This is a genomic window from Exiguobacterium sp. BRG2 (assembly GCF_031844245.1).
Lineage (GTDB): Bacteria > Bacillota > Bacilli > Exiguobacteriales > Exiguobacteriaceae > Exiguobacterium_A.
This window is the reverse complement of sequence record NZ_JAUZUW010000011.1, coordinates 76,543-94,228: the sequence shown is the minus strand read 5'-3', so window position 1 is coordinate 94,228 and position 17,686 is coordinate 76,543. Positions and strand designations below refer to the sequence as shown.

Below are 17,686 nucleotides of genomic sequence, written 5' to 3'. Positions count from 1 at the left end.
TTTTTAAGGCGTATAAAGAGATTCTATTAAATCTTCTTTTTTGATGTCACTTGTAATTTTATCGATTTGCTCTTTGATTTGCTGAATCGGTTGAAGAATACCTCTAATTCCGAAGGCTTCTGGTAAATGAACCAGTGTATAGTCTTCACCTTTAACGAGAGAAGCGTTCGGAACATCTTGTTTAAAGGAAAGGATAATTCCATCTCCAAGATGTGATTCAAGTGAATCATCAATTGTGAAGTCTCCTTTGAGCAACGCCGTAATGACTGGTTGACGATGTTTTTCAAAATCATAATTATTTCGTTCTGGCCAAAGATCGCTTTCATGAATCTTTTTAGCATTTGTTAAAAAGAGTTGAGCGAAAAAGAGACGATAATAATCATTTTCAAAAGTATCATCGGCACGATTATACAGATTGGTACGGAATAAATCTTTTGTATGTTGTATTTGTTCAATTGCTTTTTTGATCACACTGTCATCATTTATACCAATCTTCACTTCAACTGGGAAAAAGTGAAGCTTTAATCCACTAACAGATTCTTCAAGACCAATTAAAAGTAAATCATCAGAATGAGTTCCAGATCGATTTAACGATTTGGCTGAGAACACACTATCACGCGTAAATCCAGCGGCACCAGCAACTCGAAGAACTTCTTCAAGTGAAATCGGAACCCAGGTAATAGCAGGGTGATCAAATAGAGCGAGTGCGTATCGAACAGCTGAAAGAATACTAAATTTCTCTCGACTGAAGTGCTTTCGTTTATCAGGACTTTCTATTCCTCTTCTAATCATTTCAAGGAGCCACTCACCATTAATGGTATTAAAGGCTTTAATAGCTTGTACAATATGTTGATCAGTTGGTTCATGATGAATCATCGGATTCGCCTTGAAAAACTCTTTTACGATGGATTGGTATTGGCCTGCTTTATTAGTAACCGTGATAGCATCGTAACGGAATGATGAAGTGTACTGGTCGCTATAATGAATGACAAGTAAGTCTTGATCTACGTTTTTATTTCCATGAAAGTATCCTAGGTCGACTGTAGGCTCAATGAAGGTTACCCAATGAGATTGCTCGTAAATTTCAGTAAAAGTATCATCTGGTAAGACCTTCATAGAGGAGACTGCAACAGTTCCTTTTGAGTAAGGATTATTTCCTGCATCACGCATATTGAAATTAAATTCATTTACTGCATATGCGACCTTTGCAAGCGTCTCTTGTTCCTCAATAGGATACAACTTTGTTCCGAATCCGCTCAAATAAGAGCTTTTATTAATTGTAGCGGATAAAGTAGAGTAAAGCCCGCCTAAGGCCATTCCAGTCTTCATATTATCTGCTCGGTCTGGATAGATACTCTCTTTTCCACGCATTTTGTAAAAGCTGATGTGTGCATATTCAAATTTACTACTTTGATTAAATCGATAAAATTTTAAGTGAGAGCGAACGATTTGAATTAAATCTTCAAAGAGATAATTACTACTTCTCTTCATAAGGGACCGAAGATCATCGAATTGATGCTCAAGATCATTGAAGAAATCGTACTGTGAAAAATCATCCAAGTCCTTATGTCCAGGTTCATAGTGCTGATTATATAAACGAACCTCTACAGGAATTAAACGATCAACACCATATTTTTCTATTTGTTTGAACATCCAAGAAACAATACCTTTTAAAATTGGTTGTCCACTCGATATCTCAATAACATTCAACTTCAAAGAAGCTTTTGTTTCGGTATTAAATAAAAAGTCGAAATGATTAATGAATTGATTCATTTTATCGAATATGACTTTGTCTAAGAATTTTTCTGCGTCGACGATAGCAAGTTCATCAATTGGTTTATACGTAATCCATTCAGGAGCTACATTTTGACTTTCAGGCTTGTACCACTGCTGATTTCTTCCGTCAGGCTGATAACTGAGTATCGGTAAAAGGGCATCGGGTCGTAATCGATTAATAATAGAGTAATTTATATGTGTACTCTGTAACTGATTGTAGAGTTCAATTTGATAAGCAACATTTAACGGATGGAAAGGCGTCAAGAACACTTGATTTTGATCAACTGAATAAATAGTTCCTAGACGATCGGTGCCCAGTCCATCCTCCATTAATTTAGTATCCGCGCTAAGATTTTCAACAAAATGAATGTAGGCGTTTAGATAAGGAATTGCTACGCTTAAATAATTTTCATCAATTTTTTCATAAAAGGGAATTCTGTTATTTCCTTTAAAATAATTTACAAAACGATTATATGCCTCTCTTAACGGAAGATTTTGTACTTCATAATCTTCGCTAGAAAATAGTTCTCCGTTTTGAATAATACCGGTGAACATGCTTTCTTCAATCCAGCGAGTTTCGTAATGAATGAACTGACGGTATTCAGCATGATCATAGAACTGCTCATTTCCAATGATTAGGCGTTTCCCTGAAACAATAACAGATGATGCTTTCTCTCGTTTCATTTGCCATAGTCGAGTACCTGTGATTGGGTGAGGTTTATTAGGCAAATCAGAAATTAGTAATTCGATAGGATTGAATTCCTCAACTTGCAAATTCACTTTTAAGACTTGATTGCCATCCATTAAGTCAGGATCGAAAGAGAATGCTGCGTTCGTCTCTTTATGCACTTTAATTGTTTCTTTAGAGCTCGTTATAGTATGTTCTTCAGGATGTGAAAAATTAGGATTCCCAATACGTATTTGACCTTCTGAGTCTTCTAAAGAGAGATAAGGATGGTCGTTTGTCCAACCATTAGAATAAGATGCTTTGTAATTAGAAATTAATTCTTCGTCAAAAGGAAGAATAGTTATATAGAAATTGTTTTTTAAACCACGAACATGAGTGTATTCAGTATGGACATGAAAAGGCTGGTGTTCTAAGTCGTTTAGAAGTACTTTTAATTTTTTACCACTGTGTTCAAAAGAAACATTTGCCTTACCGGAGATGTTTTTATAACTAGCTCCAGAGGATTTAATACTTTTAGGCATTTTGTGATCACCATCAATATTGAATTCCAAAGTGAGAGTGATTTGTTCTAGCGCTTCTGGATTAAAAATAATTATATGACGATGTTTCCGACCAGCAGCTGAACTACTTTTAGGTACTTCCCAGAGACTTAACTTTTTATTGTTTTGTTTAGCTGATGAATTTATTAACTCGAACTTTTTCTTTGTTTGTTCAATATATGAATTAACTTGAGAATAACTTAAATCTTTCCAACCATCAGCCTTCAATTTTTTTTGTCCTTCAGGAGTAAATTTTCGATCGAGAACTTTTTCTACATTATAAAGATGATAATCTTGAATGATTTGATAAAGTTCTTGGTTTTCTTTAAGTCGTAATTCAATATTTCTTGTTCCTACGTACTGAGTTAAATCGTCTTTAAAAAAACCTAACTTTTCGTAATCACTCGTTGCAACTTTTCCTTTTGCTAAAACATCAAGAATAGGTTCGAAATCCATAAAGTTTACATTTCCACTATCTCCATGGTCTTCGATAAACTGAGATAAGTAATAAGACATTAGGGCTTGATCTGACTCATTAAAAAGTTTATGTTCTACATCGTTTTTTAAAGACTGGATAAGAGATTTTACATGAAGTGGCATTCCTTGTTTTTGCAAATTGCGACTACCCCCTTCAATACTATCCAGCTGTTGAGGAAGTATCATCAGGAGCGCTGTATTTTGCCAATGTTCTTGTTGCTGACTTACTAGATTTCGAAGTAATACTAAATAGTCAGCAGTAACAGAAGAACTTTGAGCGGCTAAAATTAATTTTGTGTCCCCATACTGAATCGAATACGAATGGAAGGAACTTTGTCCTTCATGCGTGTATTCAAAAGGGCTTAAAAAATCTGCTGATATCTTATTTTTTATAGACGATAAAAATTGTGTAACCTCTTCTTGATGGTCAAAGCGAATGAAAAACTTGTCTCCACTGTTAGGTGGATTTTTAATGAAATAGTCATTAATATGCAGTGATAAATAATCATAAAATTGATTTGACATACTGTGCCTCCCCGCTATCGCTCATTTTTATAAGTAAGCTCATTCTTTCTAGTGTATTTTCAAATTCAACACGGCTATATCGATCTAAGAAAATACCGCGCTTTTCGAGTTCGACATAAACATCTTGAAGACGCATTTTTGAAGATCGAATAATCACTATGAGGAACATAGTCAGAACTTCTTGATTGAGCGATAATACATTTCCGTTTCTACCACGTTGTTTTACAAGTCGTACTTTTGCGATTTCTGTTATGCCGCTACCGTAACGCTTTTGAGCAGATTCAGGAGAAGATACTTCCATAACATAAATCAATTGTTTGACTGAGTCTAAAAATGTTGAACTCTGCGTAATTTTATGCTGAAGCTTAGATGTTTCGATGATGGATTCAGCTTGCGTGTCTACCTCTTGAATCCACTTTTCTTGTTCTTCGCTTGATAATTGATCAAATATTGATTTGAGAGTTGGAAAATCCATCATTTTTTCTAACTCTGAGTTTTCGGTGTTACAACTTAATTGAGCTAACGTAAGTTGCGTGCTAAATAGCTTAGTAGACATTTCGTCTAAGTATTTAAATCCTTTTCGAACCGCATCGCGTCTGCTTGAAACAGTAGATTCCCAATCCAACGTAAAATAAAGAGGCTCAACAGTATTCTGCTTATAATCAGCATGTTCGAGTAAAGATAGCTTAACAACATTCTGGCTTAGCAAAAAGAAAGTATAGTAGTATGCAACTAAGTCAGCATACTTTACAAAGAAATCAGGATGTTTTCTTAAAAATAATAAATCGTCAGCAAATAAATCACCTATCCAAGGCAATTTATGATCAAAAGAAGACGGTTTTTTATCTATTGGCTCTAGTTCAGGCTTCAACTCAGAGAAAATATTTTGTAGAACATTATTTTGTTTGTTTGCTTTAAATAAATCTTGCAGTAGAGCATTTTCTTTACATAAATCGTAAAGATAATCTGAAATTTTGAAAACACGATTTTTTATTTCGGCACTCTCCAAATGAAGTAACATGTTTGGATGTTGAAGCTGTTGTTTTGTTTCGCCTGTAACTAACAATTCATTTAATAATGCAACAAATTCATCTTCATCTTCAGTCTCAATAGACATTTCATTTAAAAGAGGCTCAAAATCTACCACTTGATCGTCAACTGAATAATCAGCTTTATAGCCACTAATTAAGCGTGCGAAAGATGCAAACTCATTTGTCCAGTTTTCTTTAAATGTCTCATCGGCTTTTAGTTTTGAAACGTGAGTGTTAAATGGAAACATCTGACGAAACGCATTTAACTCTCTCTTTGTTCGTGTGATAACCTTTTTTTCAATAACTCCTCTTAGTAATTCCATGTTAGTCCTCCGCAGTTCCCATATGTCTGAAGCTTCGTGTTCCAAAACGGTCTTGATTTAGTAAATATGCTTGTTTAGAATCTTCCGTTACAATCATTATTTCTGAAGACGAGGTACACATTTCGTGAATTTTTTCGGCAAATTCTAGAAATTTTATTGAGCGGTGATCGTCTTCTTTAGTAGGACGATAACCATCTTGAATGTCCATAAACAATTGAAATAGTGGATAATCAATTTCTAGTTTAGCAAGGTTATTTTCGTCACCTTTTTTATTAAAATCTAAAAGTATGGTTGAACTAAATTTACTTAGAATAGTTTCCGTACTAGATTTAATATTTGATGGATTCCCCTCGATTTCCGCTTTAAATGCAATACGATGACGCTTAGTGATTTTTTTTGTATAAACGTAAAATGGTTTTGGAGATCCAAACCACTTATAGTAAGCGGAACTACTGATTTCATATAAAGGCTGTAAACGACGTATATCGCCTTTATTATATTGATATAGGAATTGTAGGTAATTTTGATAGACTGAATCTAGAATTTTTTTTGCGAATTCTGGATTACTTAAAACCATTAGTCGAATGAGCTGACCCGTCCATTCTTGTATACTGTCTACTTGATCGGGTGAGTAAAAAGATTGGGCATTTTCATCCAGATGCTCTATAATTTCATCAATTTCTCCTCCTGTATAAAGAGAAAGAAAGAGGTCATCAATCTCACGATGACGCGTTCTTAGCGGATCAAGTTTAGCAATTTGACTTAGCAAGCTAGAACGTTCTGGACGATTGAATAATTGTTCGGGTAAACCGTTCTCAAGCATAATAGAAGGTTTGACAGTAATCTGCTTTAACTCATTCCAGTTAACAGGAATGAGTAAATCAGAAATTAAATTAAAGAAGTTTCGCACTGAAATCAAAACGTGGTGTTTTACAATCAATTCAATTAAGACTTGTACAATTTGATCTTGAATATTTTTTTGGCTCAACAATGCATAATTACGATGTAAAATTGTATCAATCTCATTTTCTCGATCTATTCGATATGCATCGTAAAAAGGGTTATTTGGAGTATCAGAACAAATTCTTTCAAGTAATGTTGAATAAAAAGCTGACTTTGGACCATTCTCTGTTAATTCGTAAGGCTGGTAGCTTAAAAAACTAAATAACGTAAATGATTGTGAAAGAACGTTTGAAGTAGTTCCTGGTTTAAGTACATTCGTTTGATCTACAAAATCTTTGAGTGATGAATAAGTATATTCAGAGTCTTCATTTGAATAATCAAGAAATTTAGCGAGCATTCCAATGTTGATTGCAAGAATCATTTTCGAAGAATTTAAATTATCTTGTAAACGTTGATCAGAAAAATCTTTTAGGCGTTCAAATAGTGTTTCTACAGCATTTTTGGTGGGATCAAAACTTTCTGTGGCATCATTATAAATTGTATAATCAGAAAGAAGATCAGGATATTTTTTCTGAACGAAACTTAGCAAATGGGATTTACCATCACCCACATTTCCGCATAGTAAAATAAGTTGTTTTTCAGAAGTAGTCTTTAATTTCTCGACAAGTTCTAATTGGATTTTACGATCAACGTGTAAATAATCACTGAGTTCACCCAATGGGTCGTTACCATTCTCTACGGCATCTTTAGATGTTTCTTGTAAGCGAGAAATATAGGTATAAAGATAGTTATCTTGAATATCGCTATTTTTTAAATAACGAATAGCAGGACGCATCGCTTCTTCAGTCAATTGAGTATCTTTAGGAGCCACTACAGGTGCAACAGTCAAACCATTATCTCCGAGTAATTTCATCAAGATATCCTTTACGCTTTTTTCATCCATTTGAGGCGAAGCCAAAGAAGGGATTCTAGGTAACGTATAGTGTGGAAGATTAGGTACGTCAAAGTGTCGAGTAGCATAGTCTACTGCAATATCAAACATTGCCTTGTGAACACGTGGCAAATGAATGCTACTTTCAGTGGAAGAACCGTGAGCAGCGCTATTTCCAAGTTTTCTTACATAATGCAAATCATCGATTGATTTACTAGAAAGAACGTGTGCTCCTTGAATTAAACGAATCATCTCTATCAAAGGAATAGAGCTCCTAGTTAATTTTGTTCTCCAAATCAAATCCTTCGCAAGTTCTTCAATAAACTTACGTGAATATGTTAACGCTGCATCGGGGTCAATGTGGTATTGCCTTTCCATATCGAGCGCTAATGCTAATGCATCTTCATTATATTCTTTTAAAAAATCAAAAGTACTCTCACTCATATTACTTACTCCTTATATAAAGTTAAATTTATTATTTACAGGCACTAACAATAGAAAAAATAACAATTATTTGCTAAAAAGATTACAATCAAAGTATAACAAAAATTTTCTTTCTGATGATGGAGTTGAGAAAATTATGCAACCAATGTCTTACGAAATTCCAAAATGGTTAAATCTTCATCCCTATCAAAGGCAAGCCATAACGAGTTGGGAAGAGAATGATTACAAGGGATTATTTGAAATGGCTACTGGTACAGGTAAAACGCTGACAGCGCTATCAGCTGCCAATAGATTATTTAATAATAAAAAGCGCTTAGCAATTATCATAGTTTGTCCATTAATTGATTTAGTGGATCAGTGGGCGAAAAATGCCGTTGAATTTGGCCTACAACCAATACGTATTTATCAAAATCGAAGTCAATGGTTTGATTTAACTAGTAGTGAAATCACTCAATACAATATCGGTAATCAAGACGTGTTGTGTTTCATTACCACCATGCAGACTCTAAAAATGTCAAAAGATGTTCAACTCCAACTAAAAAGACTTTCAACAGAGAGTCTAATTATTGTCGATGAGGCTCATAATATTGGAACATCAAGATCAATTAATTCATTACCAAATCATTTTAAATATCGTCTCGCATTGTCTGCGACGCCCCGTCGATGGAACGATGATGAAGGAACGGAAGCTATTTTTTCGTATTTTGGAGGCGAACCTATTTTTAAATATGAATTGAGTGATGCTATTCAGGCGGGATATTTAACGCCATATTACTATCATCCACATATTGTAGTGTTAACTGAAAATGAGCGCGAGGAGTACATGGTATTGAGTAGAAAAATCGCGAAATTATTTGCTGCTCAAGGTGACGATCATAAAAATGAATATTTAGAGCAACTTTTAATAAAGCGTGCTCGTTTAGTTAACAGTGCTCAGAATAAGGAAGAATTACTTGAAAAACTTTTAAAAGAACAAAAAGATGCAGGAGAATTAAGACATACGATAGTTTACTGTGGTGACCAAAAGAAAGAAGGGGAACGACAAGTAGATCGACTGATTCAAATGATGGGTAAACGATTAGGTATTTATAGTAGCAGTTATACATCTCAAGAAGATAATAAGCAAAGGCGTGAATTGTTGAATCAGTTTGATAATGGAGATATCGAAACATTAGTTGCCATTAGATGCTTAGACGAAGGCGTTGATATTCCTAATACTCGAACTGCTTATATTTTAGCTAGTAGCTCAAATCCAAAAGAATTTATTCAACGAAGAGGGCGAGTATTAAGAAAAGCAAAAGGTAAGGAGTTTGCTATTTTACATGATTTTATTGTTATTTCTCAGGAAATTTCAGATACAAATCAGTTGTCAGATACAGATTTTAATATTGAGCGAGGATTACTAGAAAAGGAATTAAAGAGAGTTCAAGAATTTGCTTCGCTTGCTATCAATGGTCCCAAAGCTTCGCAGTCTTTACTTAAATTAAAAAAACTATATAGCTTACAACATCTATGAGAAAAGAGGGAAAATTAATGGAGGAATCAAAAACTTTGCAAGATGTATTAGAAGAAGAACTTCGAGATTTTACTATAGAAGAAAAATTGGCTTTTTCAAAAATTTTAAATCTTGAAGACGCTTATTTAAGTACTAAGAGTGGATCAAACGGAGATGTTGTTGGAGAAATTGTACGTCTTTTGAAAGGGTTGTATAACTGATGATCATTAAAAAACTAATACTAAATAATTTTCGACAATATTATGGTCAGCAATCTATTAGTTTTGCTTACGGTGAAACTGATAACGTAACCGTTATACATGGCGAAAACGGTTCAGGAAAAACAGCGCTAATCAATGCTTTTCTATGGGTTTTGTATGGTAAACCGTTAAATTTACCCAATTCCCATGAAGTAATCAATAGAAGATTTGTACGAGAGTCTTCGCTAACAGGTGTGGCTGAGATAACTACTTCAGTAAAGCTATATTTTGAAGATGGAAGTCATCAATTTGAGATTGAACGATTTTTAAATCATAAGTTTGATGGTACTGCTTATCTTCCTTCCAAAAAAACAGAAGTACTTTTGAAAAGAATCAATGAATCAGGTGAAGGAGAAATAATTAAAAGTGTTTCTGATACAATTGATAAAATTATTCCGCAAAAGCTGAGTTCATTTTTCTTTTTCGATGGTGAAAGAATTGACAACTTAGGTAAGCAACGAGCGAAAAACGAAATTAAAGAATCAATAAAATTAATGATGGGTCTGGATTTATTTGTAGCAGCAAAAAAACATTTACAAAGTGCGAAAAAAAACTTTCAAGAAGAGCTAGCCAAAAAAAATGGAGGTGAATATCAAGAGCTAATAATTAATAGAAATGAGCTTAATGATGAAAAAGAAAAATTAATAAATAGGCTTTCAGATGCTAGAAGTAATATTGTAGCGTTACAAGAAGAAATTAAAGTAGTTGATGAAAAACTTCAAGCAGATGCAGAAATTGGAGCGCTACAAATCGAGTATGATTCAAAGAAAAAAGAGCTAGAACGACTGCAGAAAGCATTAGTTTCCATTGAAAATGAGTTAGCAAAGCTCTTAAGTAGTAATGGTCATCTTGTCATGTCGCTTTCCCTTATTCAACAAATTGAAAATAAATCTGAAAATGACGATCGCCTTGAATCGTATGTAGACAAAGAATTTCTAAAGAAATTAGAAAAAGAGGAATTCTGTATTTGTGGTCGACCAATCTCAGAACATGAAAAAGAACATATTTCGCATTTAAGAACTTCTTCTGCTTACTCACAGCATAATGGAATTCAGGTCTTAAATAAAAAAATGAATGGTATTAAAGAAAAAAGAAAAAATATATTTGAGCAAATACGTGTATATTCAAATCAAAGAAATCAACAATTGAAGGATATCGTAACGGTCCAACAAGAGATTGCCGAACTTAATGTTAATAAGGGATCAAAAAACAATCCAGAATTAATTGATTTACAAAAGAAATTTACTCAACTTGAGCATTCAATTCAAGAGCAAAGAGCAATGATTATGTACTATGAAAAACAACGTGAAGAATTAAATATGAAAGCAGACTTATTCGAAAAACAAATAGCCAAAAAAGAACGAGAGAATTTAAAAGAGCTAAATCTCCAAAATAGTTTAAATACATCTATGAAGTTCGAAAAAGTAATTAGTCGTCTTTTAGAATTTCAAGAAGACGACGTTAGAAAACGTCTTGCTTTTCAAATAAAAGAAGTATTTTCTAAGTTTCTTCGAAAAAATTACAACGTTACTATGACTAGTGATTATGAATTAATTGTTACCGATAATAGTCACGAGGAAGTAGGGATGTCGCAAGGCGAGGGACAATTAACGAGTCTTGCATTTATTGGTGCCATTGTTGATATGCAACGTAAAAAAGCTGAAAAACCTAATAGTGATTTCCAGATAAAAGGTGCAAATATGAAAGCTGTATATCCTCTTGTAATGGATTCTCCATTTGGGGCATTAGATGCTGATCATAGAAAGCGAGTAGCAGAAGGTATACACCAATTATCTGATCAAGTGATTGTTATAGTTTCAACTTCTCAATGGGATGGTGAGGTGGAAAATCAATTAAGTAAACATTCAGGAAAAGAATATACCTTACACTACATTGAAGATGATGCATTAGAGTTTACACAAATAGTGGAAGGAAGAATTTAACATGCGACTATCACGAAGTTTAGAGCAACAACATGAATATGATGAGTTACATCGCGATGGAGAATTTGGATTTTTTAACACTTTTAAAGATATTTTTATGGCTGGATTAATGATTGGACGTGAAACTGGTAAAGTGATTGCGTTCAAAAGAGGTAAAAATGCTGAGTCTTTTAATGAATCTGTTTTTTCTATCGATGACGAATCACTTATTTACTCTATTATTTATGATGAATTTGGAGAAGTTGAACCTGGGAAAGAAGAGTTACAGAGAATTGAAAATTACGCTGCAGGCGGAGTGTCACATTTATATGAAACACTTATAAAAAACAGCGGAAGTAATGCAATAGACCGTTACATTGAATTGTTATATGAATTTAAGGACGAAGATTCGTTACAAAATTATAGAGATCGTTTAGTTACAGAAAAGTTATATAAAGATCATCTCTAAATGAAGCAAGAACCTACTAATATTTTGTATTTTAAAAAATTAGTAGGTTCTTTTTGGAGTCCATATTTTAAATCCATTTTGAATAGCATATTCATAGGTATGCTTCAGCTTTTTCTCATTATAGCTACTCATACTAATTACAGAGTTTAATTGCTCATTTCGACCTATCAAGTTATACAAAAAATCTTTTTGTGCAATCTTATTATTTTTACTCGTGTTACAAGTTGGACAGGATAGCACAAAATTCCAAAGTACATCATTTTGAATGTAAGACCACGGGATAAAATGATCTACGTGTATTTTTTGCAGTTTTTTATAACAATAAAAACAAGTGGTTTGACCATGGAGTAGTAGTATATTTTTAAACTCGACTAAAGAATGTCTTGCTGATACAAATTCAACTTTATTTAATATGTTTTTCATTAAATGACTAGAATTATATTTTTCTAAGAATATAGACAGTTGATAATTTGTAATATTCATCAAGATACGCTTGTACTTTTCGAAGAAAACTAGATAACTAGGTACAAGTTTAATCCATTCTTCTTTCTTATTAAAAGAATAAATTGTTCCGTCAAATGACGAGTAAAATGAACCATATACATATTTTTTATAGACGGTATTAATGAGTTTAATTAACTCGTTCTGATGAGTTGTAGATAATTTTTCAAAGTTCCAATTTGAAGGTATGCAATGTATTTCTTGAAAATTTATTAAAATCTTTTCTACAGAACTCTGTCCATTTTTTGTATTAACTTGACGCAATCCATGCGTAATAACTAAATTCCAGTAGATTTTTGAAACATGCTTAGATATTTCTAAAAAAGTGATTTTTCCTGTTTCGTCAGTTTCAGCAATCGACTCTAATAATGATTTCATCAAAATATGTTTATAGGTAGTGGTATGAGTTGAATGCATTAAGAATTGCTGTGTTAGACGCCATAAATCGCTTTCTGATAAATAACTTTCTTGTGCTTCTGCAATATCTAATTTCCAACCCAATTAAAGCACCTCACAGTATTTTTACAATCCTTTACATCACAAGAATTATATTTTTAATTTACCATACTACAAACTATAAAATTAATTTCATGACGATTTAATAACTTTTTAACTGAAAGAGGACTTTTATGAATAAAAGATTATTTCTTATCGAAGGGCTCCCAGGCTCAGGCAAAACAACGACAGCTGAAGCATTAACTCGTCTATTGCAAAAGAAACAAATCAATACACGCCTTCATATCGAAGGTGATCTCAACCATCCTGCGGATTATGAGAGTGTCGCTTACTTAACGATGGATGAATGGACGGATTTTCAAAGTAAGTACGCTTCACTCGATGTCTTACGATTTGCTGAGGTGTTCAATGATTATGTGCTTATATCATATCGTCAGTGGCAGTCAAAACAGAATGTTCCTGAAGCTGCGCTTTCATTTTTGCAAGCACGTGATATCTATGAACTACCGTTCGAGTTACATCAGTCATTGATCTTTAAAAAGTGGGAAGCGTTCGTTGCTCAAGCGTTAACGACGGATACAACGTATGTCTTTGAATGCTGCTTTTTACAAAATCCATTGACGATAGGGCTTATCAAATACGATCTACCGGAAGCGACGTTACAAGCGTACATCGAACGCATAGCGACAATCATTACGCCGCTACAACCTGTTCTTGTCTATGTTGATCAACAGGATGTAGAGAGAAGCTTCCACAAAGCATTCCAAGAGCGTCCGACAGAATGGGCAGATGGATTCGTATCCTATTACACCGAGCAAGCATATGGTGTGAATCACTCGTTATTAGGAGTGGAAGGGACGATTTCAATCTTAAGGGAACGAAAAGCATTGGAACATCAGTTGTTAAAAACGCTTCCCTTTAGAGTAGAGGTATTTGGAAATGAAGAGTTTTCAGTAAAAGCAAGACAAGCTTGGGTGAAGCAGTTGATTCAGTCGACTGTGTGTTCGACTTCTTTAAGCTAGAGCTAATAAAAAGGCGATTCTAAGTCAAAGAATCGCCTTTTTATAGTGAGAATGTCTGATCAATAGTGTTTTTATCATGGTTCAATATCCAATGCTTATAATCATCGTAGAGATCACGGATAACGTCAGGTGTTTCGCCGATCAGGTCACAGCCTCGGTCATCATAGATGTGGAACAGACTCTTTCGTCTCGGATTAAAGAAAAAGGTACGGTGGATAAAAGAAGGGCGATCCGTGACATCGTGACTGCAAATATCACGGATTAAAGCTGGATAATGAATCTCTTGCCGCGTACAAGTCAAAGACAATGTGTATGTAGCATAGGGATGCTCTTCCACATATTGCGGTGTACGATCGCACCGCAGGCGATAGCGTAAAGAAGGGGACTTCAAGTACTTCACAAATCCACTATGCACGACCGGTTTCCGACCGCTTGTTCTTTTGTAGGGACTGACCTGCACGATCCATGTGATAAGATCAGATGGAGCATGAATGGCTTCGAATAAGGTTAGGGCTTTTCGATAGGCGGACTCTAGATAATTCGGATCATCTAGACCAATGTTTTTGAGCAATGTTGAATCGCCTAGCTCAAAGCGGATTCCGTTCGCATTGTGATAAAATAAGTTCGGATATAAGACGAGCTGGGGAAAGATCGTATACAGCTCTTGGTGATTCAATAGGAACCCCTCCCTTCAATGTCTAATGCGCTACACTTGTTTCTTGAATGAATAATGATCCGGCTTCTAAAAGCCGGATCATTATTTATTAGCCCATACTCGTTTCATGATTAACCTGCCATTGTACGCCAAACGCATCTTCGACAATGCCGTAGGCTTCACTCCAAAACGTCTTTTGAATCGGCATGATAATCTTGCCGCCTTCAGCGAGCCGCGCGAACGTTTCGTGCAATAGCTCCACATCGGCTAAGTGAAGGGCTAGCGTAATGTTTTGTCCGAACGTCACAGGGTTTTGTGGCATCGCGTCTGAGAACATGAGACGTGTGCCATGGACGATGAGCTGCGCATGTAAAATCAGTGTCTGGTGCTCCGGTGGATACGGTTGACCATCCGGTCCAGGACCTGGTCCGAACTCCATGATTTCCGGCATTTCTTCCTGGAACACCTCCGTGTAGAACGTCAACGCTTCACGGGTATTTCCATTAAAGACAAGATACGGATTAATCGGCATGGGAAAGCTCCTTTCAAAAGGGAGAATGTGTTTCTTTTAGTATACCGAACATTCGTTCTTATAAAAAGAGTGGGTTGCTGATTTATTTAGTATAAATGATAACAGTTTCAATTTATCTGATTTTTATAAAAAATAGGTTACAACTTCCAAAAAGACTTCGTATACTAAATTTATCAAAAGCGCTTTCGGTGAAATGGAGTGAGTAGTATGGGAACAATTTATGATTTAGCGAAGATGACCGGTTTTTCGATTACAACGGTCTCGAAAGCCTTAAATAATTATTCGGATGTCAGTGAAAAGACGAAAGCGAAGATCGTCCAGGCGGCAGCTGAGATGGGATACTTGCCGAATGCACATGCTCAATCGCTCTCGACGAAACGTTCGTGGACGATTGGTGTCATGTTTTCAGAAGCACATGGTGTCGGCATGATGCATCCGTTCTTTAATGCGATCATTGAAAGCTTCCGGAAAGCAACGGAGCAACAAGGTTATGATCTGATTTTTGCATCACGAAATTTACGTAATCGGGACATGAGTTACTTGGAGCACTTTCGGCACCGAGCAGTTGATGGCATTGTCGTCATCTGTTCGGACCAGTTGGATCTGCACGTTCAAGAATTGATTCAAAGTACGATTCCGATCGTTGTCGTTGATATGTACAGTCCGGATTGTAGCGTCGTCTATTCCGACAATATTACGGGTGGGCGACTAGCCGTCGAGCATCTATATGAATTAGGTCATCGCCGGATTGCGCATATCGCTGGCGACACGACGACGGATGCTGGTGCAGCAAGGATTGAAGGTTATAAACAAGCAATGACTCAGTTCGGTTTGCCGATTCCGGACGGCTATATTGCAAACGGTGGGTTGTTTTCCGGAGAAGAAGGAAAACGGGCGATGCAAGAGTTGCTGGCGCTACCGGATCGACCGACTGCTGTCTTTGCGGCAGGGGACCAAATGGCAATCGGCGCTATTGAAGCGATTCATGAAGCTGGCTTACAGATTCCAACAGATATCTCACTCGTAGGCTACGATGATATCGAGATGGCGAAGTACATCACACCGAAGCTGACGACCGTCCGGCAAGATACGGAAACGATTGGTCAGCATGCGGCTTCAGTCTTGATCGAACAGATTGTCGATAAACAGCGGATGACGACACAAGACGTCATTCCCGTCGAGTTGATCGTTCGTCATTCGACAGGTCCTGCACCTGAGTGACGTGCGCCAATTTCGGAATCGCTCTCGCTGGTTGTCAGGGAGAAAACGCGAGAGCGATTCCGAAATTATTTTTACGGCAGTTCCGAAAGCGCTTTCGAATTAAACGATTAAATTGAAAACGCTTACTTAAAAACTATTAAAAAAAGATGGGATGAAATGAAAAAGGCGTTCATTAGTGCAATGACGATTGGTGCCATGACAGCAACTGTCTTAGCGGGATGTACGGAAGTGGCGAAGACACTACGAGTGGTGGCAAAGAGGTCTTAAAGATTTGGTCATTTACGGATGAATTAAAAAAACCAATCAAAAAATTTGAAGAAAAGAATGGCGTTAAAGTCGAATTGACGATCGTGCCAATGGCCGACTATCCGACGAAGTTGAAACCAGCTCTTGAAAGTGGCGTCGGAGCACCAGATATCTTCACGGGTGAAATCGCCTTCTTGAAACAATGGGTCGACGCTGGCTACTGGGCAAATTTATCTGAAAAGCCGTTTAATGCAGATGACGTCGCAAAAGACTATATTCCGTATGTATTTGACATGGGGAAAGATAAAGAAGGAAACGTGCGTGCGCTCTCTTGGCAAACGACACCAGGAGGCATTTACTACAAACGAAGCATCGCGAAAAAAGTACTCGGAACAGATGACCCGAAAAAAATCGGTAGCATGATGAATTCAATGGATGGGGTATTTGAAGTCGCCGATAAAATGAAGCAAAAAGGCTATAAAATGTTCCCGGATGAAGGGTCGATTCGCTGGTTCGTGCAAGGCAATGATCCACAACCATGGGTCAACGACAAGCAGGAGCTCGTCTTGACCGATGCACGAAAAGAATATATGGACTACGCAAAAGAACTCCGTACGAAACAATATACGGCCCTTGCACCGAACGCATTCAAGGACTTAATTCGCCGATTGCGGGCGGAATATACAGATTTACCGATCTATATTACAGAAAACGGAGCCGCATTTGACGATGAGCTGATCGAAGGACGGGTCGCCGACCAAAATCGAATCGATTACGTTGCGCAACACTTGCAAGCAATCTCGGATTTGAACGAAGAAGGCATGAATATTGATGGCTACTACTTATGGTCGCTTCTTGACAACTTCGAGTGGAGCTTCGGTTACGAAAAACGCTTCGGAATCCTTTATGTCGATTTCGAGACACAGGAACGAATTTGGAAAGACAGTGCTCATTGGTATGCGAACGTGATCAAGCGACATAAAGCTACGCTTCCCCAAAGCGTATAAGGAAAAGGGGCTGACTCAAAAGTCAGTCTCTACAAAGATAAGGGTGGCAGAATGATGATCTGCCACCCTTATCTTTTAACAAAAAGAATGACGCGTCACACGCCACTCCTACAGGAAAAAGCGCATTATGCGCTGTCAGAGACAAACAAGACCCGCTTTCCTGCTTGAATGAAGCAGGAAAACTGGCTTGTGTCTCGCCTGAGGAAAGGGCGTGAAAAGACGCGTCATTCTTTTTTTGAGTCAGCCCATTTTGCCCGGATTAA

At 36.3% G+C, this 17,686-nt stretch carries 13 protein-coding genes; 7 read left to right on the top strand and 6 right to left on the bottom strand.

The window, feature by feature from the left end:
• Nucleotides 1-3: 3 nt before the first annotated feature.
• The 3 genes from dptH to dptF are packed head-to-tail and all read right to left on the bottom strand — an operon-like array spanning nt 4 to nt 7,637.
• A complete protein-coding gene (gene dptH / locus Q9R23_RS13585; RefSeq protein WP_311247292.1) occupies nt 4-4,005 on the bottom strand; it encodes a DNA phosphorothioation-dependent restriction protein DptH in 4,002 nt (1,333 codons plus the stop codon).
• Nucleotides 3,986-5,359 (bottom strand): DNA phosphorothioation-dependent restriction protein DptG, encoded by a 1,374-nt coding sequence (dptG, locus tag Q9R23_RS13580; RefSeq protein WP_311247291.1) that lies wholly within the window; start codon nt 5,357-5,359, stop codon nt 3,986-3,988. Before dptG ends, dptH begins: the two co-directional genes overlap by 20 nt.
• Nucleotide 5,360: 1 nt before the next feature.
• Nucleotides 5,361-7,637, bottom strand: coding sequence for a DNA phosphorothioation-dependent restriction protein DptF (gene dptF, locus Q9R23_RS13575; RefSeq protein WP_311247290.1), 2,277 nt, complete (start codon nt 7,635-7,637; stop codon nt 5,361-5,363).
• A 136-nt stretch (nt 7,638-7,773) separates the two neighbouring features.
• Here dptF and Q9R23_RS13570 point away from each other — a divergent pair, with 136 nt between their 5' ends.
• Genes Q9R23_RS13570 through Q9R23_RS13555 form a run of 4 tightly spaced genes read left to right on the top strand, consistent with a single transcriptional unit; the run spans nt 7,774 to nt 11,783 of the window.
• On the top strand, nt 7,774-9,153 hold the full coding sequence (locus Q9R23_RS13570; protein ID WP_311247289.1) for a DEAD/DEAH box helicase family protein: 1,380 nt from the start codon (nt 7,774-7,776) through the stop codon (nt 9,151-9,153).
• Between the two features lie 17 nt (nt 9,154-9,170).
• Nucleotides 9,171-9,353, top strand: coding sequence for a hypothetical protein (locus Q9R23_RS13565; protein ID WP_075642718.1), 183 nt, complete (start codon nt 9,171-9,173; stop codon nt 9,351-9,353).
• Nucleotides 9,353-11,335, top strand: coding sequence for an AAA family ATPase (locus Q9R23_RS13560; RefSeq protein WP_311247288.1), 1,983 nt, complete (start codon nt 9,353-9,355; stop codon nt 11,333-11,335). Before Q9R23_RS13565 ends, Q9R23_RS13560 begins: the two co-directional genes overlap by 1 nt.
• A gap of 1 nt (nt 11,336) precedes the next feature.
• A complete protein-coding gene (locus Q9R23_RS13555) occupies nt 11,337-11,783 on the top strand; it encodes a hypothetical protein (RefSeq protein ID WP_311247287.1) in 447 nt (148 codons plus the stop codon).
• A gap of 39 nt (nt 11,784-11,822) precedes the next feature.
• On the opposite strand, the gene Q9R23_RS13550 is transcribed toward Q9R23_RS13555, so the two are convergent.
• Nucleotides 11,823-12,785 (bottom strand): HNH endonuclease signature motif containing protein, encoded by a 963-nt coding sequence (locus Q9R23_RS13550; RefSeq protein ID WP_311247286.1) that lies wholly within the window; start codon nt 12,783-12,785, stop codon nt 11,823-11,825.
• A gap of 128 nt (nt 12,786-12,913) precedes the next feature.
• On the opposite strand from Q9R23_RS13550, the gene Q9R23_RS13545 reads away from it, so the two are divergent.
• Nucleotides 12,914-13,762, top strand: coding sequence for a P-loop NTPase family protein (locus Q9R23_RS13545; protein ID WP_311247285.1), 849 nt, complete (start codon nt 12,914-12,916; stop codon nt 13,760-13,762).
• A gap of 40 nt (nt 13,763-13,802) precedes the next feature.
• Here the strand turns inward: Q9R23_RS13545 and Q9R23_RS13540 are convergent, their stop codons facing one another.
• Nucleotides 13,803-14,438 carry a DUF3885 domain-containing protein gene (locus Q9R23_RS13540; protein ID WP_311247284.1) on the bottom strand — a complete coding sequence of 212 codons (636 nt, stop codon included), beginning with the start codon at nt 14,436-14,438 and terminating at the stop codon, nt 13,803-13,805.
• Between the two features lie 88 nt (nt 14,439-14,526).
• Nucleotides 14,527-14,949, bottom strand: a complete 423-nt coding sequence (locus Q9R23_RS13535) for a VOC family protein (protein ID WP_035411200.1) — start codon at nt 14,947-14,949, stop codon at nt 14,527-14,529.
• 207 nt (nt 14,950-15,156) lie between these two features.
• Between Q9R23_RS13535 and Q9R23_RS13530 the strand changes: the two genes are divergently transcribed.
• On the top strand, nt 15,157-16,170 hold the full coding sequence (locus Q9R23_RS13530; protein ID WP_311247283.1) for a LacI family DNA-binding transcriptional regulator: 1,014 nt from the start codon (nt 15,157-15,159) through the stop codon (nt 16,168-16,170).
• 218 nt (nt 16,171-16,388) lie between these two features.
• Nucleotides 16,389-17,423, top strand: a complete 1,035-nt coding sequence (locus tag Q9R23_RS13525; protein ID WP_311247282.1) for a family 1 glycosylhydrolase — start codon at nt 16,389-16,391, stop codon at nt 17,421-17,423.
• Nucleotides 17,424-17,686: the final 263 nt, after the last annotated feature.